Genomic DNA, 24,990 nt, shown 5'->3' with positions numbered 1-24,990 from the left:
AGGCTCAGCCGTTGCGGTTGGCAAACACCCACAGCGCCCGTTCGATGCATTGCGAGGTTTTGCCAAAAGCCTGCACGCTGATGTCGGCCAAGGGCCGGCACCCCTGGTCGGCCACCAATAACATGACCACCTGGTCATTGACCGCCAGCGAGCGCAGCAGGACATGCTCGCCTCGGAACAGGGCACGCAAGGGCGGCGGCAACAACGAGGCGAACTGCGTGTGGTTTTCGGGCGTGATGCGCAGTTGCCCGGCCTTGGACATCAGCTTTTGCAGCAGCTTGTTCGCCGCCACCGGCAATACCAGGCTGGTCGCCTCTTTCGCTAGCCCGGCCGCCTGTTGCACGCGCAGGCAGTCATTGGCCCGGTCCAGGCCAAGCAGCAGCAGGCGTTGCATGCCGCACGCCAGTACCGCCTCACGGGCTTGGGCCGCCAGGTGCACGGTATTGGTGAAAGGGCTGGGCTGGGCCAGCAAGTCCTGGCAGAGCGACCGCCAGCGCGCCAGTTCATCGGCGGTGGGGGGCGGGGGCGCCAGCATTTCCGGGTGGGGGCGGCGTTGATGCCATGGCCAGATCAAGGCCTCGGCTGGGTGGAACAGTGCCAGGCGCGCATGGCGCCTGGCACTGGCCGCGGCTTGCTGGTGCACCTGCTGTTGTATGTCTTCGAGCGAGGTCTGCAGGTAGAGTGCGGTCAGCAGTTGCCAGCGCAGCAGATGGGGATTGTCCCAGCCCACCTGGGCTGCCAGCGCCAGGTTATTGGCCAACAGCACGGTATTGGCCGGTTGGTTGAACCAGCGGCGCAGACCGGGCTCGGCATCGAGCCGATGTTGTTGGTTGAGCAGGTCTTCGTCCCGGGCGATGTTCAACACCTGGGCAAGCTGCTCGCGCTCTTCGAGCAGCAGACGGTAACCCTGGGTCACCCATTGCGGCAGGCGCCACTGCTGGGCAATGGCCTGGCACAGCGCCATGATGCGAACACCGAATAGCTCCTGCTCGACAATGGCGGCGTCTTCTCCTTTATGGATGACCCGCAGCTCCCAGGTGTCGAGCAGCTTCGGGTGGGCCAATGCCAGCGGCCATAATGGGGACAGAAACAGCAGGCTACCCCAGTGGATTTCCTGCCACAGCCGCGCCAGTCGGCTGGCGAACAGGCCACTGGCCTGCTGCGAGGCATGCTGGCTGATCATCTGGAACTGGCGCAGCACCGGCGGGATGTCTTCCATCGGCAGCGCTGGCAGGCGCTTGAGCAGCAGTGCGCTGCGCTCAAGGCCCAGGCGATTGAGCGCAATTTCCAGGCTTTCGGCCGGCTCGGCCTGGCTGGCGTTGGTCGGGTGGTTGGCTTCGCGCATCACCGACAGCACCAGGGCCGGGCTGTCCTGCATCAGCTCGGCGATGTCGCGCAATGAACGCCGGTTATCGTTGATGGCCGCCATGACCCGGTCGTAGCTGTGCTTGGGCACAGGAATGCGCACACTCTCCAGCAGCTTCACCCAGGCTTCTAACGTACGTGGGGCCTGGCCGGATACCTCGGTTTCAATTGGCATTTTGACATCAGTCCGAACTGGCTTTTCGCTTTTAGTGGCTATAGTCTGGCGCAGTTCTGCCGATAAGGAGAAGAAGAGTTTTGACGCTCCCGCCTCTTTCCCTGACCACGACAGCAAGTGCTTTGAATCTATGGCTAAAATTATCGGCATCATCGTCGTATTCGCGAGCGTACTCGGCGGCTACGTCCTTTCCCACGGCAAGATTGCGGCGCTGATCCAGCCGTTCGAAGTGCTGATCATCGGCGGCGCGGCCTTTGGTGCGTTTCTGCAGGCCAACCCTGGCTACATGACGATGCACGTTCTGAAGAAGTCGATGAAGATGTTCGGCTCGCGCTTCACCCATGCCTATTACCTGGAAGTGCTGGGACTGGTCTATGAAATTCTCAACAAGAGCCGCCGCGAAGGCATGATGGCCATCGAGGCCGACATCGAAGACGCCTCGGCCAGCCCGATCTTTGCCAAGTACCCGACCGTACTGGCCGATGAGCGCATGACCGCGTTCGTCTGCGACTACCTGCGCATCATGTCCACCGGCAACATGGCCCCCCACGAACTCGAAGGTCTGTTCGACATGGAGCTGCTGAGCATGAAGGAGGAGCTGGAGCATCCGTCCCACGCGGTCACTGGGGTCGCAGACGGCATGCCAGGCTTCGGTATCGTTGCAGCCGTATTGGGTATCGTCGTCACCATGGCGTCGCTGGGCGATGGTGACCAGGCAGCCATCGGTATGCACGTGGGCGCCGCCTTGGTGGGTACCTTCTTCGGTATTCTCGCCGCCTACGGTTTCTTCGGCCCACTGGCCAAGTGCCTTGAGCACGATGCCAAGGAAGAACTCAACCTGTACGAGTCGATCAAGGCCTCGCTGGTCGCCTCGGCCTCGGGCATGCCGCCGTCGCTGGCCGTGGAGTTCGGGCGCAAGGTGCTGTACCCCAAGCATCGCCCCAGCTTCTCCGAGCTCGAGCAAGCGGTACGCGGTCGCTGAGTCATGGAGAACAATCAGCCCATCATCGTCAAGCGCGTAAAGCGCTTTGGCGGCGGCCACCACGGTGGCGCCTGGAAGATCGCCTTTGCCGACTTCGCCACGGCCATGATGGCGTTCTTTCTGGTGCTGTGGTTGCTGTCGACCGCAACCCCTGAGCAGAAGATCGCCATCGCCGGGTACTTCAAGGACCCGATCGGCTTCTCCGAGAGTGGTACACCCTACGTCATCGACCTGGGCGGCTCGCCCGAGCTGGCGCCGGAGAAGACCATCAACCCCGAGGTGAAATCGGAGCCGACCCCAGACACCAGCATCGAACTGAACAAGGACCAGGTGGAAACCATGGCCGAGCAGGTCGAGCGCGAGCGCCTCGAGCTGCTGCTGCAGGAGTTGCAGAACAAGGTGGAGGAGAACCCGCAGCTGCAGAAGTTCAAGGACCAGATCCTGTTCGAGATCACCCAGGACGGCCTGCGCATCCAGATCATGGACGCCGAGAACCGGCCCATGTTCGACATCGGCAGTGCACGCTTGCAGCCCTATTTCGAGGACATCCTGCTGGCCATGGCCGATACCATCAAGACCGTGCCCAACAAGATCAGCGTCAGTGGCCATACCGATGCCAAGCCGTACGCAGGCGCTGGCGAGTTCGGCAACTGGGAGCTGTCGGCCAACCGTGCCAACGCTGCGCGGCGGGCCCTGGTGGCAGGGGGTTATCCAGATGGCCAGGTGGCACGGGTGGTGGGGTATGCGTCTTCGTCGCTGTTCGATCGCAAGAACCCGTTCAACCCGGTAAACCGTCGGATCGACATCATCGTGCTGACCAAGAAGGCCCAGCGTGATATCGAAGGCGAGCAGGGCGCCGCGCCACCGCCGGCGCAAGCCCCTACCGGGGCGCAGCCACCTTCAACGACTGCACCGGCACCCTCGGCGGCCGATGACCATACGCCCATGCAACCACGTGAGTTGCGCCAGAAGCTCAACATCTTCGAGGACGGCACGTTGAAGATGGATGAGGCCAAGGAACAGTAAGGGCTTGGCAGCCCCGTTGGGCTGCCGGTCACTGCCGGGGCGGACAAGGTACCCCGCCTGCATTGGGCATGCAGGGTTGATCAGTAGGTTTCTTCCGGCAGGCTGGCGATGATCGAGCGGTAGCTGTTCATCCGCTGTGGCTTGATTCGCCCGTCTTCCAGGGCCTTGAGCAGCGCGCACCCAGGCTCGCGATCATGTTTGCAGTCGCGGAAGCGGCAGGTGCCGAACAGGTCGCGGAACTCGATAAAGCCCTCTTCCACATCGGTGCGGCTGACATGCCCCAGGCCGAACTCACGGATGCCCGGCGAGTCGATCAGGTCGCCCCCGTTGGGGAAGTGGTACAGGCGGGCGGTGGTGGTGGTATGGGTGCCCTGGCCTGACCATTCCGACAGGTCACCGACCCGGGTACCGGCCTGTGGCAGCAGGCTGTTGACCAGCGACGACTTGCCCACCCCCGACTGACCGACGAAGACGCTGATGTGTCCATCCAGTGACTGCTGCAGGCGCTGCATGCCATCCCCTTGATGCGCCGACACTTCCAGCAGCGGGTAGCCCAGTTCACGGTAGACGTCCAGGAGCGCTTGCAGGCCTGGCCCGTTCTCGTCATTGACCAGGTCAGCCTTGTTCAGCAGCAACAGGGGCCGCAGGCCGGCATGCTCGGCGGCCACCAGGTAGCGGTCGATGAGGTTGGGGTGCGGTTCCGGCGCCGGTGCGAAAACGATGACGATAAGGTCGACATTGGCCGCCACTGGCTTGAGCTGGCCATGGTTGTTGGGCCGGCACAGTTCGGTTGCACGGGGCATCTGCGCAACGATGACGCCGATCCCCTGGTTGCCGGCACGCCAGACCACGCGGTCGCCAGTGACCAACGCAGGAAGGTTGGCGCGCAGGTGGCAGCGAAACACCTGGCCTGCGGTGTCGCCATCCTGGGCTTCGACTTCAACTTGTACACCGAAGTGCGCGATCACCAGCCCCAGCTGCTCGGGCCCAAGGTCGCCGCCTTCCAGTTCCTGCAAGGCATGCTGCTCGCGCTTTGCCGCACGTGCAGCGCGCTCGTTCTGAATCTTTTCGATACGCCAGTTCTGGCGACGGTTGAGCTGGCGTTTGGCCATGAACGCTCCGTAGAAGGCCCCGTGCGGGGCGTAGAAAACGACTGGCAGTCTAGCATGCCGGGCCTGAACGCTGTCCGCTTCACTTTGGTTCGTGGGGGTGCACTGCGCTAATATAGGCCTCCATCGGAGGAGTGCCTGCATGCAAAACCCACAGAACCTGATCTGGATCGACCTGGAGATGACCGGGCTGGATCCGGACAGCGATGTCATCATCGAGATGGCCACCATTGTCACCGACAGCGACCTCAATACGCTGGCCGAGGGCCCGGTCATCGCCATCCACCACAGTGATGAAGTGCTGGCGCGCATGGACGACTGGAACACCCGCACCCACGGCGCCTCCGGCCTGACCCAGCGTGTGCGTGAAAGTCAGGTGAGCATGGCCCAGGCCGAGGCCCAGACCATCGCCTTCCTCGAGCAGTGGGTACCTAAAGGCAAATCGCCAATCTGCGGGAACAGCATCTGCCAGGACCGTCGATTCCTGTACCGGCACATGCGTCAGCTGGAAAATTACTTCCACTACCGCAATCTCGACGTCTCCACCCTCAAGGAACTGGCAGCGCGCTGGGCCCCCGAAGTGCGAGACAGCTTCAGCAAGGGCAACACGCACCTGGCGCTGGACGACATTCGCGAATCCATCGCCGAGCTGCGCCACTACCGCGAACACTTCATCAAATTCTAAAAAAACGCAGCTCACGCGCTTCACGCGGCCATTGGCGCACGGCCCCCGGCACTTCTGCCCGGGGCCGTACGCTGATGGTCGCTTGAGCGGGTGATCGGTGTGGGTCTTGCTCATGTTGCTGATGCTTTATCTGATCGCCATCACCGCCGAAGCGATGACCGGTGCGCTGTCTGCCGGCCGTCGTGGCATGGACTGGTTCGGGGTGGTGCTGATCGCGTGCGTGACCGCATTGGGCGGTGGCTCGGTGCGTGACGTGCTGTTGGGGCACTACCCGCTGACCTGGGTCAAGCACCCGGAATACCTGGTGCTGACCAGCTGTGCGGCGCTGTTGACCATTTTCATCGCGCCGATGATGCGCCGCCTGCGCTCCCTGTTTCTGGTACTCGACGCCTTGGGGCTGGTGGCCTTTACCCTCATTGGTTGCATGACCGCGCTGGAGATGGGGCAGGGCATGCTGGTGGCGTCCATCAGCGGTGTGATCACGGGGGTCTTCGGCGGGATTTTGCGGGATATCTTCTGCAATGACATTCCGCTTGTGTTCCGCCGGGAGCTTTACGCGAGCGTGTCGTTCGCTGCGGCCTGGTTCTACCTGGGCTGCGACTACTTCAAGGTGCCCGCAGAGCAAGCCATGCTGCTGACCTTGTTCGGTGGCTTTCTGGTGCGGTTGCTGGCTATCCGCTTTCACTGGGAGATGCCCAAGTTTCATTACAATGACCAGCAGTGAGGTTGGGCGCCCGCACCAGGCTAGCGGGCCCTGGCTTTGTGCTACACCGCAAAGGTGCAGAGGCAGCTATGCGGCCTATCGCGACCTCCCCTTTAGGGTCATGCCACCCCGTGCCGGGCAAGCGCCCATTCCACGTGTTCCCTCACCAGTGGCGAGGCATCGTCGCGTCGCGCCTTGAGGGCTTCGATGACCGGGATCGTGGAGGGGGCGTTGCCCAGACCAACGGCCAGGTTGCGCAGCCAGCGCTCATAACCGGCACGGCGCAGAGGTCCGCCTTCGGTCTTGCGCAGGAAAGTAGGCTCATCCCACCGAAACATCTGCGCCAGTTCCGCATTCTCCAGGCCGTGGCGGGGCTGGAAGTCCTGCTCGCGGGTGGGCTTGGCGAAGCGGTTCCAGGGGCAGACGATCTGGCAGTCATCGCAGCCGAACACCCGGTTGCCCATCATCGAGCGCAACTGCACCGGGATCGGCCCCTTGAGCTCGATGGTCAGGTAGGAGATGCAGCGGCGGGCATCGAGCACGTACGGGCCGACGAACGCCTGGGTTGGGCAGATGTCCAGGCAAGCCGTGCAGCGGCCGCAATGTTCGCTGGTGGTGGCCTGGTCCACCGGCAGGGGCAGGTCGACGAACAGTTCAGCCAGAAAGAAATAGCTGCCGGCCTTGCGGTTGAGCAACAGGGTGTTCTTGCCGATCCAGCCAAGCCCGGCTTGTTCGGCCAGCGCCTTTTCCAGCACCGGCGCGCTGTCGACGAAGGCTCGGTAGCCAAAGGGGCCGATGGCCTGCTGGATGCGGTCGGCCAGCGACTGCACACGCTTGCGCACCAGCTTGTGGTAGTCCCTGCCCAAGGCATAGCGGGATACGTAGGCCTTTTCCGGTTGGGCCAGGCGCTGCGCCATTTGCGTGTCGCCGGGCAGATAGTCCATGCGCAGCGAGACGACGCGCACGGTGCCTGGAATCAGCTGCTCTGGGTGGGCGCGCTTGCTGCCGTGTGCCCCCAGGTATTCCATCTCCCCCTGATAACCGGCGTCCAGCCAGCGCTGCAGGTGATGCTCGTGTTCGCCCAGGTCGATACCGGCGATGCCGACGTGGGCAAAGCCCAGTTCCTGGCCCCACAGCTTGATGTTATGGGCCAGTGCGTCGAGGTCAGGAGTGAAGGCGGACATGGATGGGCAAGCAATACGGGCAGAGGTGCGTATAATTCTGCCAGACATTGGAGCTTTTGACCCCATGCAACAGACCAGTAACCCCGTACACGCCCCCACAGTGCTGAGCAGCCTGACCGTTGCCCGCCTGCCGCCACGCCCTGCTCAGGCCCATAAAGGTGACTTCGGCCATGTGCTGGTGGTCGGCGGCGACCTTGGCACCGGCGGCTCCGTCCTGCTCAGCGCCGAAGCCGCGTTGCGCTGCGGCGCGGGGCTGGTGAGCGTAGCCACGCGGCCGGAGCACGTGGCCGCCGGGCTGACTCGCATGCCCGAAACCATGTGCCTGGGCGTGCAGTCGGCCAACCAGTTGATGACCGTGCTGGGCCGCGCTTCGGTGGCGGTCGTGGGGCCTGGCCTGGGGCAGGCGGCATGGGGGCGCAGCCTGCTGTCCGCTGTGGCCAACGCCGAGGGCGCGCAGGTTTGGGATGCCGATGCCCTGAACCTGCTGGCAGCCTCGCCCCTTGCGCTGCCCAGTGGCAGTATCCTGACCCCGCACCCAGGCGAAGCTGCACGGCTGCTGGGTATTTCCACCGAAGCGGTGCAGGCGGACCGCCCGGGTGCAGCGCGCAAGCTGGCACGCCGCCACAACAGTGTGTGCGTGCTCAAAGGCGCAGGTACCTTGGTCGCCGACCCCGAAGGGCGGTTGGCGCGCTGCGACCGTGGCCATCCAGCCATGGCGGGCGCAGGCCTTGGAGATGTGCTCAGTGGTGTGTGCGGCGCGCTGCTGGCCCAGGGGCTTGGCGCCTGGGACGCCGCAGGCCTGGGCGTCTGGCTGCATGCCTGTGCTGGCGAGCGCCTGGGTAGCGGCGGCCGGGGGTTGGCGGCCAGTGATCTGATACCTGTGATTCGTGCGTTGTTGGAGGAGCATTCAGCGTGTCTGGCTTAAACCTGTTTCTGGCCGATGAAGCGGCCATGGTTGCCTTTGGCGGCCAACTGGCCGGTGTGACCGGTGGGCGCGGGATCATCTTCCTGGAAGGCGACCTCGGCGCTGGCAAGACAACCCTGTCTCGCGGCCTTATTCGTGGGTTGGGCCATACGGGTGCAGTGAAAAGCCCTACGTTTACCGTGGTAGAACCCTACGAGATTGGTGATGTCCGAGCTTTTCACTTCGACCTCTATCGGCTGGTCGATCCAGAGGAGCTTGAGTTCATGGGCATTCGTGACTATTTCGAGGGTGATCCACTGTGCCTGTTCGAGTGGCCACAAAAGGGTGCGGGCGTTTTGCCAAAGCCTGACCTGACCATTACCATAAGCCCCCAGGCGAGCGGACGCTCGCTTGTACTTTCGCCGCAGGGGGCTCGCGGCGACGCCTGGTGCGTGGCACTGGCCGAATACTATAAACAGCAAGCGGGGTAGGTATGCGCATACGCGCACTGGTCGCCATCGTTGGGCTTTTGCTGACAACGGTGACCGTTGAGGCTCTGGCCGTCACTCAAGTCAAGAGCGTGCGCCTGTGGCGTGCGCCGGACAACACCCGGCTGGTCTTCGACCTGTCTGGCCCTGTGCAGCACAGTGTCTTCACATTGAGCGCACCCGATCGGCTGGTCATCGACATCAACGGCGCAACCCTGGGCGCACCCTTGAAGGTGGCGACGTCCAATACGCCGATCAGCAGCGTGCGCTCGGCCCAGCGCACGCCGACCGACCTGCGGGTGGTCGTGGACCTGAAGAAATCGGTCACGCCCAAGAGCTTCACCCTGGCGCCTAACGCGCAATACGGCAATCGCCTGGTGGTCGACCTGTACGATCAGGAGGCGGACGCCATTGCCGCCAGTGCCCCACCGCCTGCGCCGCCACCGGTGCAAACGCCAGCCACCACGCCAGCGGTGCCCGTCACGCCAACCCAGCCAGCCATCAAGCTGCCACCGGTGCCCAGTGGCAAGCGCGATATCGTGGTGGCCATCGATGCCGGTCACGGTGGCGAGGATCCAGGCGCTTCGGGCTCCAGCGGGCAGCATGAAAAAGACATCGTCCTGCAGATCGCCCGCGAACTGCAGCGCCAGATCAACAGCGAGAAGGGCTTTCGCGCCGAGCTGACGCGCACCGGCGACTACTTCATCCCGTTGCGCAAGCGCACCGAGATCGCCCGCAAGAAAGGCGCCGACCTGTTCATCTCCATCCACGCCGATGCTGCCCCGTCGCGCGCTGCCTTCGGCGCCTCGGTGTTCGCCTTGTCCGACCGCGGTGCCACCTCCGAGACCGCACGCTGGCTGGCCGATACGGAAAACCGCTCTGACCTGATCGGCGGTGCCGGCAATGTCAGCCTCGATGACAAGGACCGCATGCTGGCCGGGGTGCTGCTCGACCTGTCGATGACGGCCACGCTCAGCTCCAGCCTCAACGTCGGTCAGAAGGTGCTGGGCAACATGGGGCGTATCACCTCGCTGCACAAGCAGCGCGTGGAACAGGCCGGCTTCATGGTGCTCAAGTCCCCGGACATTCCCTCGATCCTGGTAGAGACCGGCTTCATCTCGAACAATGCAGAAGCCGCCAAGCTGGCCACACGCAGCCACCAGCAGGCATTGGCGCGCTCCATTCACACCGGGGTTCGCCAGTACTTCCAGCAGAACCCACCGCCAGGCACTTACGTGGCGTGGCTGCGCGACAGCGGCAAGATCGCCCAGGGCCCGCGTGAACATACGGTGCGGCCCGGCGAAACCCTGGCCATGCTTGCGGTGCGCTATCAGGTCAGCGTCACCAGCCTGCGCAGCACCAATAGCCTAAAGACCGATGAGCTGAAGGTCGGCCAGCGCCTGGACATTCCTGCCACCACGTTGGCTTCACAATGAGCGGCGGCTCACGTATCCAGCTGCTCAGCCCGCGGCTGGCCAACCAGATTGCGGCTGGCGAGGTGGTGGAACGGCCGGCATCGGTTGCCAAGGAGCTGTTGGAAAACAGCCTCGACTCCGGTGCTCGCCGAATCGACGTCGACGTCGAGCAGGGTGGCATCAAGCTGCTGAAGGTGCGCGACGATGGCAGCGGCATCTCTGCCGACGACCTGCCGCTGGCGCTGGAGCGCCATGCCACCAGCAAGATCCGCGAGCTCGAAGACCTTGAAGGCGTCCTGAGCCTGGGGTTTCGCGGTGAAGCCTTGGCCTCGATCAGCTCGGTCGCCCGGCTGACCCTGACCTCGCGCACGGCCAACGCCAGCGAAGCCTGGCAGGTGGAAACCGAAGGGCGCGAGATGACTGCGCGGGTGCAGCCTGCTGCGCACCCAGTCGGCACGTCCGTGGAAGTGCGCGACCTGTTTTTCAACACGCCGGCGCGGCGCAAGTTTCTCAAGGCCGAGAAAACTGAATTCGACCACTTGCAGGAAGTGATCCGGCGCCTGGCACTGGCCCGGTTCGACGTGGCCTTCCATCTGCGGCACAACGGCAAGAGCATTCTGAGCTTGCACGAGGCACGCGAGGAAGCCGACCGTGCCCGGCGGGTGGGCGCCATTTGCGGTCCGGGTTTCATGGAGCAGGCCCTGCCCATCGACGTGGAGCGCAACGGCCTGCGCCTGTGGGGGTGGGTCGGGTTGCCGACCTACTCGCGTAGCCAGGCAGACTTGCAGTACTTCTTCGTGAACGGGCGCGCGGTGCGCGACAAGCTGGTGGCCCATGCCGTACGCCAGGCTTACCGGGACGTGCTGTTCAACGGTCGTCACCCCACCTTCGTCCTGTTTCTTGAGCTTGAGCCCAATGGCGTGGACGTCAACGTTCACCCGACCAAGCACGAAGTGCGCTTCCGTGAGGGACGCAGCGTCCACGACTTTCTGTACGGCACCTTGCACCGTGCCCTGGCCGATGTGCGTCCCGAAGACCAGTTGGCTGCCCCGGCTGCTTTGCCTGAGGCGACCCGCCCGACGGGGCAGCAGGCAGGCGAGTTCGGGCCCCAGGGCGAAATGCGCCTGGCTGCGGCCGTGCTCGAGCAACCGCGTGCTGCGCCGTCTCCTGTTGCCGGCAGTGGCAGTGGCGCGGGTTACCAGTATCAATACACACCCAGGCCGTCGCAGCCATTGCCGGCTGCCGAGGCCCAGGCGGTCTATCGCGAGTTCTACAAGCCCTTGAGCGAAGGCGCCGCTGCGCTGCCGGAAAGCCAGGGCGACATCCCCCCGCTTGGCTTCGCGTTGGCCCAGCTCAAGGGCATCTACATCCTGGCCGAGAACGCCGCAGGCCTGGTGCTCGTCGACATGCATGCCGCCCATGAACGGATCATGTACGAGCGGCTGAAGGTGGCCATGGCCAGCGAAGGTCTTAGCGGTCAGCCATTGCTGGTGCCCGAAACGCTCGCCCTGAGCCAGCGCGAGGCCGATTGCGCCGAAGAACACGCCGCCTGGTTCCAGCGCCTGGGCTTCGAGTTGCAGCGCCTTGGCCCGGAAACCCTGGCGATTCGCCAGATTCCTGCGTTGCTCAAGCAGGCTGAAGCCAACCGCCTGGTACAGGATGTGCTGGCGGACCTCATGGAGTACGGCACCAGCGACCGTATCCAGGCACACCTGAACGAATTGCTCGGCACCATGGCCTGTCACGGTGCCGTGCGTGCCAATCGGCGCCTGGCGATCCCGGAAATGAACGCCTTGCTGCGCGACATGGAAAACACCGAGCGCAGCGGCCAGTGCAACCATGGCCGTCCCACCTGGACCCAGATGGGCCTGGATGATCTGGACAAACTATTCCTGCGCGGTCGATGAAATGAGTGGCAAGCCCCCTGCAATATTTCTGATGGGCCCGACGGCATCGGGCAAGACCGACCTCGCCATCGAGCTGAGCAAGGTCTTGCCTTGCGAGCTGGTGAGCGTCGATTCCGCCCTGGTCTATCGGGGCATGGACATCGGTTCGGCAAAGCCTTCCAAGGCTGTGCTGGCTGCCCATCCGCACCACCTGATCGACATCCGCGACCCGGCCGACGCTTACTCGGCTGCGCAGTTTCGTGCCGACGCCTTGCGCGTGATGGCCCAGATCACCGCCCGCGGCAATATCCCGTTGCTGGTGGGCGGGACCATGCTTTATTACAAGGCGTTGACCGAAGGGCTGGCCGACATGCCGGCGGCCGATGCCCAGGTCAGGGCCGAGCTCGAGGCCCTGGCCGAGGCCGAGGGCCTGGTGGCGCTGCACCAGCAACTGGCTGAGGTCGATCCGGAGTCGGCCGCGCGCATCCATCCCAACGATCCGCAACGGTTGATCCGGGCGCTGGAGGTGTACCGGGTCAGCGGGCAAAGCATGACGGCCCATCGACAGCGTCAATTGGCTGAAAGTAGCTGTGCAGACGCAAGCGCCTGCGGTCATTTGTCCTATACTGTCGCCAGTCTTGCGATTGCGCCTACAGATCGTCACATTCTGCACCAGCGAATTGCGTTACGATTTTCACAGATGTTGGAACAGGGCTTTGTCGACGAGGTCCGATTGCTGCGAGCCAGAAGTGACTTGCACGCCGGACTGCCGTCTATACGGGCAGTGGGCTATCGGCAGGTCTGGGATTACCTGGACGGCCAGCTGACTGAGAATGAGATGCGTGAACGCGGTATCATCGCGACCAGGCAGTTGGCCAAGCGGCAATTCACCTGGCTGCGTGGCTGGCCAGACGTGCATTGGCTCGACAGCCTGGCCTGCGACAATCTGTCCCGCACCTTGAAATACCTTGGGGCCATCTCCATATTGAGCTGAGTCCCTGCTGATTGCCGTCTATCCTTGTGAAAGCCGGCCTTACTTATCGTTTTTTCAGATTTTCCAATTATTTATCCTTACAGGAGTGCGGCATATGTCAAAAGGGCATTCGCTACAAGACCCTTACCTGAATACCTTGAGAAAAGAAAAGGTCCCGGTTTCGATCTACCTGGTAAACGGCATCAAGCTGCAAGGCTCGATCGAATCGTTCGACCAGTTCGTGGTGCTGCTGAAGAACACCGTCAGCCAGATGGTCTACAAGCACGCCATTTCCACTGTTGTACCTGCCCGCCCGGTTCGTCTGCCAAGCCCGTCCGATTCCGATCACGGCGACAGCGAGCCAGGCAACGCCTGATAGGAGCCTGCATTGTTCTTTGAGCGCCACGGTGGTGGTGAACGCGCGTTGCTCGTTCACTTGGAAGGTCAGAACCCTGAGGCGCGCGAAGACCCGCAGGAGTTTCAGGAACTCGCGTTGTCGGCCGGTGCCGACATCGTCTCGCTGGTAACGGTCTCGAGGCATCAGCCCTCGGCCAAGTACCTGATTGGCAGTGGCAAGGTCGAGGAGTTGCACGACCGTGTCCATGCCGAGCAGGTAGACCTGGTGATTTTCAATCACACCCTCACGCCCAGTCAGGAGCGCAACCTCGAACGCGTGTTCGAGTGCCGTGTGCTCGACAGGACCGGGCTGATTCTGGATATCTTCGCCCAACGGGCACGTACCCACGAAGGCAAGCTGCAGGTCGAACTGGCCCAGCTTGAGCACATGAGTACGCGGCTGGTACGCGGTTGGACCCACCTTGAGCGACAAAAAGGGGGTATTGGCCTGCGGGGGCCGGGTGAAACCCAGCTCGAAACCGACCGTCGCCTGCTGCGCGTACGCATCCGGCAGATCAAGTCCCGCCTCGAGAAAGTACGCAGCCAGCGTGAACAGGCGCGTCGCGGGCGCAAGCGCGCGGACATTCCGTCGGTCTCGCTGGTGGGCTACACCAACGCCGGCAAGTCCACGTTGTTCAACGCCCTGACCCAGTCCGAGGTGTACGCCGCCGACCAGTTGTTCGCAACCCTCGACCCGACGCTGCGTCGGCTTGAGCTCAACGACCTGGGGCCTATCGTGCTGGCCGATACCGTGGGCTTCATTCGCCACCTGCCGCACAAGCTGGTCGAGGCGTTTCGGGCTACGCTCGAGGAGTCGAGCAACTCCGACCTGCTGCTGCACGTGATCGATGCCCATGAGCCTGAGCGCATGGAGCAAATCGAGCAGGTGCTGGCCGTGTTGGGCGAGATTGGCGCCGAAGGCTTGCCGATCCTCGAGGTGTATAACAAACTCGACCTGCTCGAAGAGGTCGAGCCGCAGATCCAGCGCAATGCCGACGGCAAGCCCGAGCGGGTCTGGGTTTCGGCACGTGACGGGCGTGGCCTGGAGTTGGTTGGCCAGGCGATTGCCGAGCTGCTGGGTGATGATCTGTTTGTCGGCACCTTGTGCCTGGAGCAACGTTTTGCCCGCCTGCGCGCGCAATTCTTTGACCTGGGCGCGGTGCAGAGTGAAGCGCATGATGAAGAAGGGCGCAGCCTGCTGAGCGTGCGTCTGCCCAGGGTAGAACTCAATCGCCTGGTCAGCCGTGAAGGCATGGAGCCGCAAGTGTTTGTCGAGCAACACACTTTGCAATAAATGCCCTACGAGGTCGTCGGGCAGCAGTGACAGGCATTCTGTAGCATTGGACGGCGCGCCGTGGGCGCGTCTTTGCTTTATCAGATGGAGAGCGCTATGGCTTGGAACGAGCCGGGTGGCAACTCGAACAATCAGGATCCCTGGGGCGGCCGCCGCGGTGGCGGTGGTGGCGGCGACAAAAAAGGTCCGCCGGATCTGGACGAGGCCTTCCGCAAACTGCAGGACAGCCTCAACGGCATGTTCGGTGGTGGCAAGAAACGGGGTGGCGGTGACCGCAATGTCGGCAAAGGCGGCGGCCTCGGGCTGCTTGCCATCGGCCTGGCAGTGCTGGCGGCCATCTGGCTGTACAGCGCCGTGTATGTCGTCGACGAGCAGGAGCAGGCCGTTGTGCTGCGCTTCGGCAAGTACTATGAGACGGTCGGTCCCGGCCTGAACATCTACTTCCCGCCGATCGATCGCAAGTACATGGAAAACGTCACGCGTGAGCGGGCCTACACCAAGCAGGGCCAGATGCTGACCGAAGACGAGAACATCGTCGAGGTACCGCTGACCGTCCAGTACAAGATCAGCAACCTGCAGGACTTCGTGCTCAACGTTGACCAGCCTGAGGTCAGCCTGCAGCATGCGACCGACAGCGCCCTGCGTCACGTGGTGGGCTCTACGTCCATGGACCAGGTATTGACCGAAGGTCGTGAACAGATGGCCGTGGACATCCGCGAACGTCTGCAGCGTTTCCTCGACAACTACCGCACCGGCATTACCGTTACCCAGGTCAACGTGCAGAGCGCGGCAGCCCCGCGTGAAGTGCAGGAAGCCTTCGATGACGTGATCCGGGCGCGCGAAGACGAGCAGCGTGCCCGCAACCAGGCCGAGTCCTACGCCAATGGCGTGGTGCCCGAAGCCCGTGGTCAGGCCCAGCGCATCATCGAAGACGCCAACGGCTACCGCGATGAAGTCATTGCCCGGGCCAAGGGTGAGGCCGACCGCTTCACCAAGCTGGTCACCGAGTACCGCAAGGCACCTGATGTGACCCGCGAGCGCTTGTACCTGGAAACCATGCAGGCGGTGTACAGCAATTCGAGCAAGGTCATGGTGGCAACCAAGGATGGGCAGAACAACCTGCTCTACCTGCCACTGGACAAGATGGTCGAAGGCAGCCGCAACTCGTCCGCACCTGCGAGCGGTGTATCGTCGGCCAACGACGCTGCCGCCGCGCGCTCGGCGCAGGACACGCAACAGCAACAGCAGCCGCTGCGCACTAGGGAGAGCCGCTGATGAGCAACCGATCGCTGATCGCCCTGATCGCCGCCGTGGTTCTGGCCATCGTGGCCTGGAACAGCTTCTACATCGTGGCCCAGACCGAGCGGGCAGTATTGCTGCGCTTCGGCAAGGTGGTTCAGGCCGATGTCCAGCCAGGGCTGCACGTGAAAGTGCCGTACGTGAACCAGGTACGCAAGTTCGACGCCCGCCTGATGACCCTCGACGCCCCTACCCAGCGGTTCCTGACCCTGGAGAAGAAAGCGGTGATGGTCGACGCCTATGCCAAATGGCGCGTCAAGGATGCCGAGCGCTTCTATACGGCCACTTCCGGCATGAAGCAGATCGCTGATGAGCGTCTGTCCCGTCGTCTGGAAAGCGGCCTGCGTGACCAGTTCGGTAAGCGCACCCTGCACGAAGTGGTGTCCGGTGAGCGTGACGCGTTGATGGCCGACATCACCGCTTCGCTGAACCGCATGGCCAACAAGGAGCTGGGTATCGAGGTCATCGACGTCCGCGTCAAGGCCATCGACCTGCCCAAGGAAGTCAACCGCAGTGTGTTCGATCGCATGAGCACCGAGCGTGAGCGCGAGGCGCGCGAGCACCGGGCCAAGGGTAATGAGCTGGCCGAAGGTATTCGTGCCGACGCCGATCGCCAGCGCCGTGTGCTACTGGCCGAGGCCTATCGCGAATCTGAACAGACCCGCGGTGAGGGTGATGCCCAGGCGGCGGCTATCTACGCCAAGGCCTACACGCAGGACGCTGATTTCTACGCGTTCTACCGTAGCTTGCAAGCCTACCGCGAGAGCTTCTCCAGCAAGAGCGACGTGCTGGTCCTGGATCCGAAGAACGAGTTCTTCCGCTTCATGGACAAGAGCAAGCCCTGAGGCGAATTCAGGCAGGCGCCCCGCCTGGCAGCTAAAACGCCAGGCAGGGTGCATCCCGAATCAAAAGGGGTGTATGATGAGTCAGCCGGGAAATTTCCCGGCTTTTTTGCGTCTGCAAGGTTGATCGGCTTGGTGTCGGTTCGCCTTTGACACGTTTGCAAGGCAATTCGAGGGTATCGGGTACGGTGGCTGCGCTGGGATCAGTGCTGCCCGTTGCTGTGCGCGATACCTGCTTTACTGACGGCCGGCTTGCTGGCGGCCGCCCGGACCAGAGGGGAAAAGGCGTAATGGCAACGGTAGACCGCTGGCTGCTGCCAGATGGCATCGAGGAAGTACTGCCACCTGAGGCCGCGCGCATCGAGATCGCGCGTCGCCAGGTGTTGGACCTGTTCCAGAGTTGGGGTTACGAACTGGTCGTCACCCCGCATATCGAGTACCTGGAGTCGCTGCTTACCGGCGCTGGCCAGGACCTGGATCAGCGTACCTTCAAGGTAGTGGACCCGCAGTCCGGCCGCTTGATGGGCTTTCGTGCCGACTTCACGCCGCAGGTCGCGCGCATCGACGCCCATACCCTGCGCCGTGAAGGCCCAAGCCGGTTGTGTTACGCCGGCAGTGTGCTGCATGCCCAGCCGCGTGCTTTGTCTACCTCGCGCAGCCCTATCCAGCTGGGTGCCGAACTGTATGGCGATGCCAGCCCCACCAGCGATGTGGAAGTCATCAGCCTGATGCTCGCCACACTGCAGTTGGCCGATGTGCCTGATGTTCACATGGACCTGGGCCATGTGGGCATCTACCGTGGCCTGGCTCGGGCCGCCGGCCTGTCGGGCGCGGTCGAGCAGCAGCTGTTCGACGCCCTGCAGCGCAAGGCGGTCGACGAAGTGCAGGCGCTGACGGCCGACTTGCCAAAGGATGTGGGCAACATGCTGCGAGCCCTGGTCGAGCTGTGCGGCGGCAGGGAAGTTCTGGCCGAGGCCCGCGTACGCCTGGGTCGTGCACCTGCCAGCGTGCTGGCGGCCCTGGACGATTTGCTGGCCATCGCCGACCGGTTGGCCGCTCGTTATCCGCAGTTGCCGTTGTACTTCGACCTGGGTGAACTGCGCGGTTACAACTACCACACGGGCGTGGTGTTTGCGGTGTTCGTGCCAGGTGAAGGGCAGTCGATTGCCCAGGGCGGACGCTATGACGACATCGGCGCCGACTTTGGCCGGGCGCGCCCGGCTACCGGTTTCTCCACGGATTTGAAGACCCTGGTCACACTGGGGCGAGCGGAGGTCGTACTGCCCACGGGCGGCATCTGGATGCCGGACAGTGGCGATGCGGCCCTATGGCAGCATGTCTGCCAGTTGCGCAACGAGGGCCAGCGTGTGGTCCAGGCCCTGCCTGGTCAGCCGCTGAGTGCTGCCCTTGAAGCGGATTGTGATCGTCAATTGATTCAGCAAGACGGGCGCTGGCAGGTTCTGCCGCTGGCCCAGTGAGTTTCTGCGTCGGCAACAGGCCGGCAACCAAGTTTGCGTGAATGAGGACCAATGTAATGGGTAAGAATGTCGTCGTCCTGGGCACCCAGTGGGGTGATGAGGGCAAAGGCAAGATCGTCGATCTGCTGACCGAACATGCTGCCGCCGTCGTGCGCTACCAAGGTGGCCACAACGCGGGCCACACCCTGGTGATCAACGGTGAAAAGACCGTTCTGCACCTGATTCCATCCGGCATCCTGCGTGAAGGCGTGCAATGCCTGATCGGCAACGGTGTGGTCGTTGCACCCGATGCGCTGATGCGCGAGATCACCAAGCTGGAAGAGAAGGGCGTACCGGTGCGCGAGCGCCTGCGCATTTCCCCGGCTGCGCCGCTGATCCTGTCGTACCACGTCGCGCTGGACCAGGCCCGTGAAAAAGCCCGTGGCGAAGCCAAGATCGGCACCACCGGCCGTGGTATCGGCCCAGCGTACGAAGACAAGGTCGCCCGCCGTGGCCTGCGCGTGGGCGATCTGTTCCACCGCGAGCGTTTTGCCGCCAAGCTGGGCGAGCTGCTGGACTACCACAACTTCCAGCTGGTCAATTACTACAAAGAGCCTGCCATCGACTTCCAGCAGACGCTGGACGAGTGCATGGCCTATGCCGAACAGCTCAAGCCGATGATGCTCGACGTCACTGCCGAGCTGCACAAACTGCGTCGTGCCGGCAAGGACATCATGTTCGAAGGCGCGCAAGGCTCGCTGCTGGACATCGACCACGGTACCTACCCGTACGTCACCAGCTCCAACACCACCGCTGGCGGTATCTCGACCGGTTCCGGCGTGGGCCCGATGTACCTGGACTACATCCTGGGCATCACCAAGGCCTACACCACCCGCGTAGGTTCGGGCCCGTTCCCGACCGAGCTGTTCGATGACACGGGCGCCACCCTGGCCAAGCGTGGCCATGAGTTTGGCTCCACGACCGGGCGTGCCCGTCGTTGCGGCTGGTTCGATGCCGTCATCCTGCGCCGCGCCATCGACGTCAACAGCATCTCGGGCATCTGCCTGACCAAGCTCGACGTGCTGGACGGCCTGGAGACCATCAACATCTGTGTAGGTTACAAGGATGCCAATGGCGAAGTGATCGAAGCCCCGACCGATGCCGACAGCTACATCGGCCTGCAGCCTGTGTACGAAACACTGCCGGGCTGGAGCGAGTCGACCTTGGGTGCCAAGACCCTGGAAGCGCTGCCTGCCAATGCGCGTGCCTACATCACCCGTATCGAGGAGCTGATCGGCGCTCCGATCGACATCATCTCCACCGGCCCGGACCGCAACGAGACCATCGTGCTGCGTCATCCGTTCGCCTGATCTGCCCTGCAGGCTGATCTGACGCCGTGGCCCTGAACAGGGGCCGCGGCGTTTTTCATTGTGGGTATGAAACGCGCATTGCTTGGACTTGGCGTTTATCCCCGCTGCTACCGGCATAACCCTTGCTGTAAGAAGTGTCTATCGATGCCATCAAAGTAATGGCGCCAGAAAACACGAGGGTTTCACCGTGTCTGCCATCCTTTCGCTGTTACGAAGCCGCCTGTTGCGGCCTGTTTTTGTGGCCTTGGGTATCGCCCTTTTGGTGCAAGTGCTGGTGGCCGTTGCCCTGACACGAAGCACCGTTTCGGCCCTTGAGCGCGAACTGGCCGAACGCCTGGGGCATGACAGCCAGCAACTCACGATCGATCTGGAGCAAGCCGGCCAGGAGGTGCGCGCAGGCCTCGATGGCCTGTCTGCCAGCACGCGCCAACGCTTGAGTGCAGGGCTCTCGACGCGCCTGCAGGCCGAGCAGCAGCAACTGCGCGAAACTCTCGAAGGCACGCTGAAGGAGTCCGCCAACGACATGGCAGAGTTGCTGGCCTCGGTGGCGCCGCGCGCCATCTGGGACAAGGATGTGCCGGTGCTGTCGGATTTCGCCCGACGGGCGCAGCGCAATCCCAACGTTCTGTTCGTGATTTATGACGATGCAGAAGGCCAGCACCTGACCCGCTACCTGAACCGACAGAACCCGATCAACCAGGCATTGCTCGAGAAGGGCCAAGGGGAGCGCGCGCTGGACAAGGTGATCGAGGCCGCTCGCCGTGATCCTGCCGTGTACATGGTCGAAGCGTCGATCAACCCAAACGGGGCGGAAATCGGCAAGGTTCTGCTGGGCGTGTCAACCGCCGGTATCGATCAGCAACTGGCCGCGCTGGATCAGCGTTTCGCAGCCTTGATCACCAGCAGCGAACAGCTGGTTGGCGACAGCCTGGTAGGGGCGGCTGCCGATAGTGGCAAGACCCTGCGTGAACGCCTTGAGGCCGCGCAAGGCAGCGCCGCGGCCATGCAGAACAATACAGCGCAAACCGTGCGCGATGCGGCGGCTGAATTGCGTTGGCGCATCGGGCTGGGCCTGGTGCTGGTAGGGTTGGGCGTGCTGTTGGTGGTGGCCGTGGTGCTGGGCCGGCGTGTAGTGAGCAAGTTGCGCCTGTTGATCGCGGCGCTCGATGACCTGGCGGCGGGCGAAGGCGACCTGACCAAGCGGGTACGGCTGGACAGCTGCGACGAGATTGGCGACATGGCCTCTGCAGTCAACCGCTTCGTCGACAAGCTGCAACCTATCGTGCGCGAAGCCGGTGACGTGGCCCAGCGCACCGGTGTGGAAATCGACGCCATGGCCCAGCGCAACGCCGGCGCCGATGCCGCCGCTGCGTTGCAACGTGATGAAGTGGCGGCCAGCCTGAGCGACCTGTCGAGCATGGCTGAAGAAGCCCAGGCCGAGAGCTACGCCATGCAGGCCGCCTTGCAGCAAGTGGTGGACATCCGCCAGGCCACCGACGAAAACAGTCGAACCTCGACGCAACTGGCCGGGCTGATCGAAAACCTGGCTGGGCAGGTGGACGCAGGCTCCCAGGTCATTGAGCGCCTGGCCAAGCAAAGTGAGCAGATCGAGATGGTACTGACGGTGATCCATGGCATTGCCGAGCAGACCAACCTGCTGGCCCTCAATGCCGCCATCGAAGCCGCCCGTGCCGGTGAGACGGGGCGTGGCTTTGCCGTAGTGGCGGACGAAGTGAGGGCGTTGGCGAGCAAGACGCAGCGCTCCACCGGTGATATCCAGGCGCATATTGCCGCGCTGCAGGCAGGGGCCAAGGAGGCGGTAGCCACGATCAGCCAAGCGGGTGCAAAGGCCAGCGAAGGGCTGCTGGTGCTGCGTGACAACGAGCGTCGCCAGCAGTCGGTACAGGCTGCCGTCGAGCAGGTGCATGCGGCGATAGGCCTGGCTACCCGTGCCGCCGAACAGCAAGCCAACGGCGCGCAAGCGGTGCGCGGCAGGGTGCAGAACATACATACCCAGGCCGAGCGTTCAGCCGAAGTGGTGATGCAGACCACGGCAAGCAGCAAGGTACTGGACGATCTGGCGGCGCAGCTTCGGGCGAGTCTAGGCCAGTTCCGGGCTTGATGCGTTTGAGGCCATCACGCCCGGTTCAGGTACATCCGCGTTGTCAGCAGGTACACCGGCAACCCCGACACCACAATCAACAACGCCGCATACGGGGCTGCGGCCGCGAACTCCACATTGGCCGTGTGTGCCCAGACTTCGGTGGCAAGGGTCGTCATGCCGGTCGGGCTGAGCAGCAACGTTGCCGTCAATTCCTTCATGGCGTCCAGAAACACCAAGGCGAAGGCCGCTGCCATCGCCGGGAAGATGATCGGCAGGGTCACTTTGCAAAACGCGGCAAAGCTGCTTGCTCCCAGGGTGCGGGCCGCTTCTTCCAGCGTAGGGGAGGCCTTGTTCAAGGCCGTGCGTACAGGGGACTGGGCCAGAGGCAGGAACAACAGTGCATAGGCCAAAAGCAGTAACGCCGTGGTCTGGTACAGCACCGGCACGTAGTGCAGGGCGAAGAACACCAGCGTCAGGGCAATGACCAGGCCGGGCAGGGCATGCAGCAGGTACGGCAAGCGTTCTGCCCAAATGGCCAGGCGCCCCTTGTAGCGCACCACCAGGAAGCTGATCGGCAGAGCTAGCACGACGCAGAAGCCGGCGCCGCCTAGCGACACGGACAGCGAGGTGAGCAGTGCACTGGAAATATCCGCAATGGGGAACGCTGCGGAGGAACCCACGCTGAGCCAGTAACCGAGCATGGCCAATGGAATACCGCTGCCCAATACTGCCAGGCCCAGGCAGAACAACTGAGCAGGTATTGCCCAGCCACGCAGCTTTATAGGCTGAGCGCGGCGTGCCACGCCCTGGCCGATGCGCACATGCCGGGCCTTGCCGCGTACCCGCAGCTCCAGCCAGAGCATGACCAGGCACATGGCTAGCAGTACGGCAGAGAGCATGGCCGCGTTGGCGTTGCTGAACTCCAGCTCGAACTGTTGGTAAATGGCGGTGGTGAATGTCTGCAGGCCTAGAATCGACAGCGCGCCGAATTCCACGAGCATGTGCAGGGCAATCAACAAGGCGCCCCCGAGCATCGATGGCCACAGCAGGGGCAGGGTGACTTTCCGGTACACGCTCCAGCGGCTACAGCCCAGGGTGCGCGCCGACTCCTCGAGTGAGGTGTCCAGGTTGCGCAAGGTGGCGGCCACTGGCAGGAAGATCAGCGGGTACTTGGACAGGGCCATCACCAAAATGGCGCCGCCCAGGCCCTCGAAGTCAGCGCTCAGCGAGACCCAGGTGAAGCTGCTGACGAACGACGGCACGGCAAAGGGCAGGCACAACACCACCCCCCACAGCCTGCGACCGGGCAGGTCGCTGCGTTCGAGCAACCAGGCCAGCGCCAGGCCCACCACCATGCAAGTCAGGGTTACCCCGACCATCAACAACAAGGTATTGCGCATCAGCCCCCATACATAGGGGCGCCACAACAGATACAGCGCCTCTCGCCAGCCGGCTTCCCAGGCTTTGATGGCCACGTAGAGCAATGGCAGCACGCTCATCGCCACCAGGAAAAGCACGGGCAGCACCACCCAGATCGAGGGGCGCCTGCGGCGCGGTACGAAACGTACCGGCACCGGCTGGGTCAGGGCGGCAGTCATTAGAGCAGACCGACCTCACGTTCCAGTTCGATGGCTTCCTCGGCATTGCCCAGGTCGGCAGGCGAGATCTTGGGCGGGCGCAGGTCTTCAAACGGCTTCAGGCCCCGGTCGGAGACCATGCCCTTGTGCAGCGGGTACTCGGCTGTCGTCTGGGTGATGACGCGCTGACCTTCTTCGCTGGCCATCCAGTTGAGCAGGGCCTGGGCTTCCTTGGGGTGCTTGCTGGCCTTCACGGCCGCGGCACCCGAAATGGTCACCAGGTTGCCGGCATCGCCGTCGGCCAGGTAGTACAGCTTGGAATCTAGCTTGCCACGCTCGCGCTCCAAGGCGTACCAGTAGTAGTTGTTGACCAGCACCGCGTCCACTTCACCTTTCTCCACGGCCTTGAGGGCGACCATGTTGTTGGTGTAGGTCTTGCCGAAGGCCTTCAGGCCGGTCAGCCATTCTTCCGTTGCCTCGCGACCATGCATCTTCAGGATGGCTACCGCCTGCTCCTGGAAAGCCCCGCTGGTGGGCACGAAGCCAACACGCCTGTCCCATTCAGGGTTGGCGAAGTCCATCACCGTGGTCGGCAGGTCCTTCTCGTCGATTTTCTTGGGGTTGTACACCACCACCCGGGTCCGCGCGGTCACGCCCATCCAGGTGCCGTTGGCGGCGACGTATTCCTTGGGCAGCATGTTGAGCGTGGCATCATCGATCTTTGCCAGCAGGCCCAATTCACCCAGGTTGTTCAGGGGTGGCGACTCTTCGGTATAGATGATGTCGGCCGGCGAGCGCTCGCCTTCTTCGATGATCTGGCTGGCCAGCTGGTTGCTGCTGCCCTTGCGAATATTGATATGGATGCCGGTCTTGGCTTCATAAGCCTTGGCGATGGCCTCGCCGATTTCCTTGTGCTGACCGTTGTACATGGTCAAGGTGACCGGCGCGTCTGCCATGGCGGCCGGAGCGCCGATGACCAGGCTCAATACGGCGGCGGCCAGGGTGCGCATCAGCGGTTGCGGGCGGATCGTCATGCGGGTACTTCCTCGCTTACGGCTACATATTCGGAAACAATGGTAAACGAAATCGTTTCTCATGTGGCGAGGTGACGATAAATTCATTGAGCGGGTTACGTGGGCTTATGCATGCATCGAAAGGGGCGGGGCGTTGGGTCTTGTGCACCGTCTTGCAGAAGGCCGAAAGCACGGGAGGGCGCGGCCAAGGTGCTGAATTTCAGGCAAGAAAAAACCCACTAGCAAGCTAGTGGGTTTTTGTATGGTGCCCAGGAGAAGACTCGAACTTCCACGACCGTTAAGTCACTGATACCTGAAACCAGCGCGTCTACCAATTCCGCCACCTGGGCAAAGCTTTACATCATCTGATGAAGGCGACTATTGTTCGCTTCACACAGTAGTAACAGATCCTTGGTCATCTATTACTTGAAAATTTTGGTGCCCAGGAGAAGACTCGAACTTCCACGGCCGTTAAGCCACTGATACCTGAAACCAGCGCGTCTACCAATTCCGCCACCTGGGCACACATTCGAGATAAAAGATGCTTTACAGCGCCGCTCATCTCTACTACAACTTCGGGGTTGTCCGTCGTCGTGGTGCGCACTATACGGATGCTCCCAAGGGCTGTAAAGCCCTCGATCAAAAAAAATCTCAAAAAATTCAACTTGTTGATTTCATGGGCCTATTGCCGATTGCCGAGCGCTCCTCAGGGGGCTGTCCAAGGCTGACATTTCCGGTTTCAA

The 24,990-nt window shown here is 62.9% G+C and carries 21 protein-coding genes, 2 tRNA genes and 1 pseudogene; 17 read left to right on the top strand and 7 right to left on the bottom strand.

Going from position 1 to position 24,990, the window contains the following annotated elements:
• Window positions 1-4 precede the first annotated feature (4 nt).
• Window positions 5-1,540 carry an HDOD domain-containing protein gene (locus FS777_RS01290; protein WP_145253675.1) on the bottom strand — a complete coding sequence of 512 codons (1,536 nt, stop codon included), beginning with the start codon at window positions 1,538-1,540 and terminating at the stop codon, window positions 5-7.
• Between the two features lie 130 nt (window positions 1,541-1,670).
• On the opposite strand from FS777_RS01290, the gene motA reads away from it, so the two are divergent.
• Entirely contained in the window at window positions 1,671-2,522 is an 852-nt protein-coding gene (gene motA / locus FS777_RS01285; protein ID WP_058605808.1) for a flagellar motor stator protein MotA, read from the top strand.
• Window positions 2,523-2,525: 3 nt separating this feature from the next.
• Window positions 2,526-3,548, top strand: coding sequence for a flagellar motor protein MotB (gene motB / locus FS777_RS01280; RefSeq protein ID WP_058637983.1), 1,023 nt, complete (start codon window positions 2,526-2,528; stop codon window positions 3,546-3,548).
• Window positions 3,549-3,628: 80 nt separating this feature from the next.
• Here the strand turns inward: motB and rsgA are convergent, their stop codons facing one another.
• Window positions 3,629-4,660, bottom strand: coding sequence for a small ribosomal subunit biogenesis GTPase RsgA (gene rsgA / locus FS777_RS01275; protein ID WP_058637984.1), 1,032 nt, complete (start codon window positions 4,658-4,660; stop codon window positions 3,629-3,631).
• Between the two features lie 139 nt (window positions 4,661-4,799).
• Between rsgA and orn the strand changes: the two genes are divergently transcribed.
• Both orn and FS777_RS01265 read left to right on the top strand, forming a co-directional pair.
• Window positions 4,800-5,342, top strand: a complete 543-nt coding sequence (gene orn / locus FS777_RS01270) for an oligoribonuclease (protein ID WP_027913960.1) — start codon at window positions 4,800-4,802, stop codon at window positions 5,340-5,342.
• Window positions 5,343-5,454: 112 nt separating this feature from the next.
• Entirely contained in the window at window positions 5,455-6,066 is a 612-nt protein-coding gene (locus FS777_RS01265) for a trimeric intracellular cation channel family protein (protein WP_023532953.1), read from the top strand.
• Between the two features lie 98 nt (window positions 6,067-6,164).
• Here the strand turns inward: FS777_RS01265 and queG are convergent, their stop codons facing one another.
• Complete coding sequence (gene queG, locus FS777_RS01260) at window positions 6,165-7,229, bottom strand: tRNA epoxyqueuosine(34) reductase QueG (RefSeq protein WP_145253672.1); 1,065 nt, start codon at window positions 7,227-7,229, stop codon at window positions 6,165-6,167.
• Between the two features lie 64 nt (window positions 7,230-7,293).
• Here queG and FS777_RS01255 point away from each other — a divergent pair, with 64 nt between their 5' ends.
• The 13 genes and pseudogenes from FS777_RS01255 (at window position 7,294) to FS777_RS21800 (ending at window position 21,675) form a co-directional block, all read left to right on the top strand.
• Window positions 7,294-8,154 carry an NAD(P)H-hydrate dehydratase gene (locus FS777_RS01255; protein WP_078477907.1) on the top strand — a complete coding sequence of 287 codons (861 nt, stop codon included), beginning with the start codon at window positions 7,294-7,296 and terminating at the stop codon, window positions 8,152-8,154.
• Window positions 8,142-8,624: a tRNA (adenosine(37)-N6)-threonylcarbamoyltransferase complex ATPase subunit type 1 TsaE gene (tsaE, locus tag FS777_RS01250; protein ID WP_058605813.1), complete on the top strand. Its 483-nt coding sequence runs from the start codon at window positions 8,142-8,144 to the stop codon at window positions 8,622-8,624. The genes FS777_RS01255 and tsaE overlap by 13 nt, the downstream gene beginning before the upstream one ends.
• Window positions 8,625-8,626: 2 nt before the next feature.
• Window positions 8,627-10,057 (top strand): N-acetylmuramoyl-L-alanine amidase, encoded by a 1,431-nt coding sequence (locus tag FS777_RS01245; RefSeq protein WP_058605814.1) that lies wholly within the window; start codon window positions 8,627-8,629, stop codon window positions 10,055-10,057.
• Entirely contained in the window at window positions 10,054-11,943 is a 1,890-nt protein-coding gene (mutL, locus tag FS777_RS01240) for a DNA mismatch repair endonuclease MutL (protein WP_058637987.1), read from the top strand. Before FS777_RS01245 ends, mutL begins: the two co-directional genes overlap by 4 nt.
• A 1-nt stretch (window position 11,944) precedes the next feature.
• Window positions 11,945-12,916 carry a tRNA (adenosine(37)-N6)-dimethylallyltransferase MiaA gene (gene miaA / locus FS777_RS01235; RefSeq protein WP_145253885.1) on the top strand — a complete coding sequence of 324 codons (972 nt, stop codon included), beginning with the start codon at window positions 11,945-11,947 and terminating at the stop codon, window positions 12,914-12,916.
• Window positions 12,917-13,010: 94 nt separating this feature from the next.
• Window positions 13,011-13,271: an RNA chaperone Hfq gene (gene hfq, locus FS777_RS01230; protein ID WP_015272006.1), complete on the top strand. Its 261-nt coding sequence runs from the start codon at window positions 13,011-13,013 to the stop codon at window positions 13,269-13,271.
• Window positions 13,272-13,283: 12 nt separating this feature from the next.
• Window positions 13,284-14,585 carry a ribosome rescue GTPase HflX gene (gene hflX, locus FS777_RS01225; protein WP_058605817.1) on the top strand — a complete coding sequence of 434 codons (1,302 nt, stop codon included), beginning with the start codon at window positions 13,284-13,286 and terminating at the stop codon, window positions 14,583-14,585.
• Window positions 14,586-14,681: 96 nt separating this feature from the next.
• Window positions 14,682-15,860: an FtsH protease activity modulator HflK gene (hflK, locus tag FS777_RS01220; protein ID WP_058637989.1), complete on the top strand. Its 1,179-nt coding sequence runs from the start codon at window positions 14,682-14,684 to the stop codon at window positions 15,858-15,860.
• The gene (hflC, locus tag FS777_RS01215; protein ID WP_058605819.1) at window positions 15,860-16,729 is read left to right on the top strand and encodes a protease modulator HflC; all 870 of its coding nucleotides are present in this window, start codon (window positions 15,860-15,862) and stop codon (window positions 16,727-16,729) included. Before hflK ends, hflC begins: the two co-directional genes overlap by 1 nt.
• Before the next feature lie 287 nt (window positions 16,730-17,016).
• Entirely contained in the window at window positions 17,017-18,204 is a 1,188-nt protein-coding gene (locus tag FS777_RS01210) for an ATP phosphoribosyltransferase regulatory subunit (protein WP_023532898.1), read from the top strand.
• Between the two features lie 56 nt (window positions 18,205-18,260).
• Window positions 18,261-19,553, top strand: coding sequence for an adenylosuccinate synthase (locus FS777_RS01205; protein WP_058637990.1), 1,293 nt, complete (start codon window positions 18,261-18,263; stop codon window positions 19,551-19,553).
• A 523-nt stretch (window positions 19,554-20,076) separates the two neighbouring features.
• Window positions 20,077-20,769: pseudogene (locus tag FS777_RS21805) on the top strand (methyl-accepting chemotaxis protein); the annotation flags it as partial.
• A gap of 21 nt (window positions 20,770-20,790) precedes the next feature.
• A complete protein-coding gene (locus FS777_RS21800) occupies window positions 20,791-21,675 on the top strand; it encodes a methyl-accepting chemotaxis protein (protein WP_372239203.1) in 885 nt (294 codons plus the stop codon).
• Between the two features lie 14 nt (window positions 21,676-21,689).
• Here FS777_RS21800 and FS777_RS01195 read toward each other — a convergent pair whose 3' ends face one another.
• The 4 genes from FS777_RS01195 to FS777_RS01180 all read right to left on the bottom strand — a co-directional run bounded on the left by FS777_RS01195 (window position 21,690) and on the right by FS777_RS01180 (window position 24,770).
• Window positions 21,690-23,255 carry an iron ABC transporter permease gene (locus FS777_RS01195; RefSeq protein ID WP_058637992.1) on the bottom strand — a complete coding sequence of 522 codons (1,566 nt, stop codon included), beginning with the start codon at window positions 23,253-23,255 and terminating at the stop codon, window positions 21,690-21,692.
• A complete protein-coding gene (locus FS777_RS01190; protein WP_058637993.1) occupies window positions 23,255-24,268 on the bottom strand; it encodes an extracellular solute-binding protein in 1,014 nt (337 codons plus the stop codon). Before FS777_RS01190 ends, FS777_RS01195 begins: the two co-directional genes overlap by 1 nt.
• Window positions 24,269-24,510: 242 nt before the next feature.
• Window positions 24,511-24,597, bottom strand: a tRNA-Leu gene (locus FS777_RS01185).
• Window positions 24,598-24,683: 86 nt separating this feature from the next.
• A tRNA-Leu gene (locus FS777_RS01180) sits at window positions 24,684-24,770 on the bottom strand.
• Between the last annotated feature and the right edge of the window lie 220 nt (window positions 24,771-24,990).

The organism is Pseudomonas sp. DE0157, assembly GCF_007678615.1.
In the GTDB taxonomy this organism is placed as follows: Bacteria; Pseudomonadota; Gammaproteobacteria; order Pseudomonadales; family Pseudomonadaceae; genus Aquipseudomonas; species Aquipseudomonas parafulva_B.
Note: the sequence above shows the minus strand (reverse complement) of the source record. Positions and strands in the feature narration are given on the sequence as shown.

Excerpts from the sequence above, each read along its gene's own strand:
- rsgA (WP_058637984.1), bottom strand. The coding sequence starts at position 4,660 with ATGGCCAAACGCCAGCTCAACCGTCGCCAGAACTGGCGTATCGAAAAG.
- hflC (WP_058605819.1), top strand. The coding sequence starts at position 15,860 with ATGAGCAACCGATCGCTGATCGCCCTGATCGCCGCCGTGGTTCTGGCC.
- orn (WP_027913960.1), top strand. The coding sequence starts at position 4,800 with ATGCAAAACCCACAGAACCTGATCTGGATCGACCTGGAGATGACCGGG.
- mutL (WP_058637987.1), top strand. The coding sequence starts at position 10,054 with ATGAGCGGCGGCTCACGTATCCAGCTGCTCAGCCCGCGGCTGGCCAAC.
- FS777_RS01245 (WP_058605814.1), top strand. The coding sequence starts at position 8,627 with ATGCGCATACGCGCACTGGTCGCCATCGTTGGGCTTTTGCTGACAACG.
- miaA (WP_145253885.1), top strand. The coding sequence starts at position 11,945 with ATGAGTGGCAAGCCCCCTGCAATATTTCTGATGGGCCCGACGGCATCG.
- FS777_RS01255 (WP_078477907.1), top strand. The coding sequence starts at position 7,294 with ATGCAACAGACCAGTAACCCCGTACACGCCCCCACAGTGCTGAGCAGC.
- FS777_RS01290 (WP_145253675.1), bottom strand. The coding sequence starts at position 1,540 with ATGCCAATTGAAACCGAGGTATCCGGCCAGGCCCCACGTACGTTAGAA.
- hflK (WP_058637989.1), top strand. The coding sequence starts at position 14,682 with ATGGCTTGGAACGAGCCGGGTGGCAACTCGAACAATCAGGATCCCTGG.
- FS777_RS01210 (WP_023532898.1), top strand. The coding sequence starts at position 17,017 with ATGGCAACGGTAGACCGCTGGCTGCTGCCAGATGGCATCGAGGAAGTA.
- queG (WP_145253672.1), bottom strand. The coding sequence starts at position 7,229 with ATGTCCGCCTTCACTCCTGACCTCGACGCACTGGCCCATAACATCAAG.
- FS777_RS01195 (WP_058637992.1), bottom strand. The coding sequence starts at position 23,255 with ATGACTGCCGCCCTGACCCAGCCGGTGCCGGTACGTTTCGTACCGCGC.
- hfq (WP_015272006.1), top strand. The coding sequence starts at position 13,011 with ATGTCAAAAGGGCATTCGCTACAAGACCCTTACCTGAATACCTTGAGA.
- FS777_RS01190 (WP_058637993.1), bottom strand. The coding sequence starts at position 24,268 with ATGACGATCCGCCCGCAACCGCTGATGCGCACCCTGGCCGCCGCCGTA.
- motA (WP_058605808.1), top strand. The coding sequence starts at position 1,671 with ATGGCTAAAATTATCGGCATCATCGTCGTATTCGCGAGCGTACTCGGC.
- FS777_RS01265 (WP_023532953.1), top strand. The coding sequence starts at position 5,455 with ATGTTGCTGATGCTTTATCTGATCGCCATCACCGCCGAAGCGATGACC.
- motB (WP_058637983.1), top strand. The coding sequence starts at position 2,526 with ATGGAGAACAATCAGCCCATCATCGTCAAGCGCGTAAAGCGCTTTGGC.
- FS777_RS01205 (WP_058637990.1), top strand. The coding sequence starts at position 18,261 with ATGGGTAAGAATGTCGTCGTCCTGGGCACCCAGTGGGGTGATGAGGGC.
- FS777_RS21800 (WP_372239203.1), top strand. The coding sequence starts at position 20,791 with ATGGCCTCTGCAGTCAACCGCTTCGTCGACAAGCTGCAACCTATCGTG.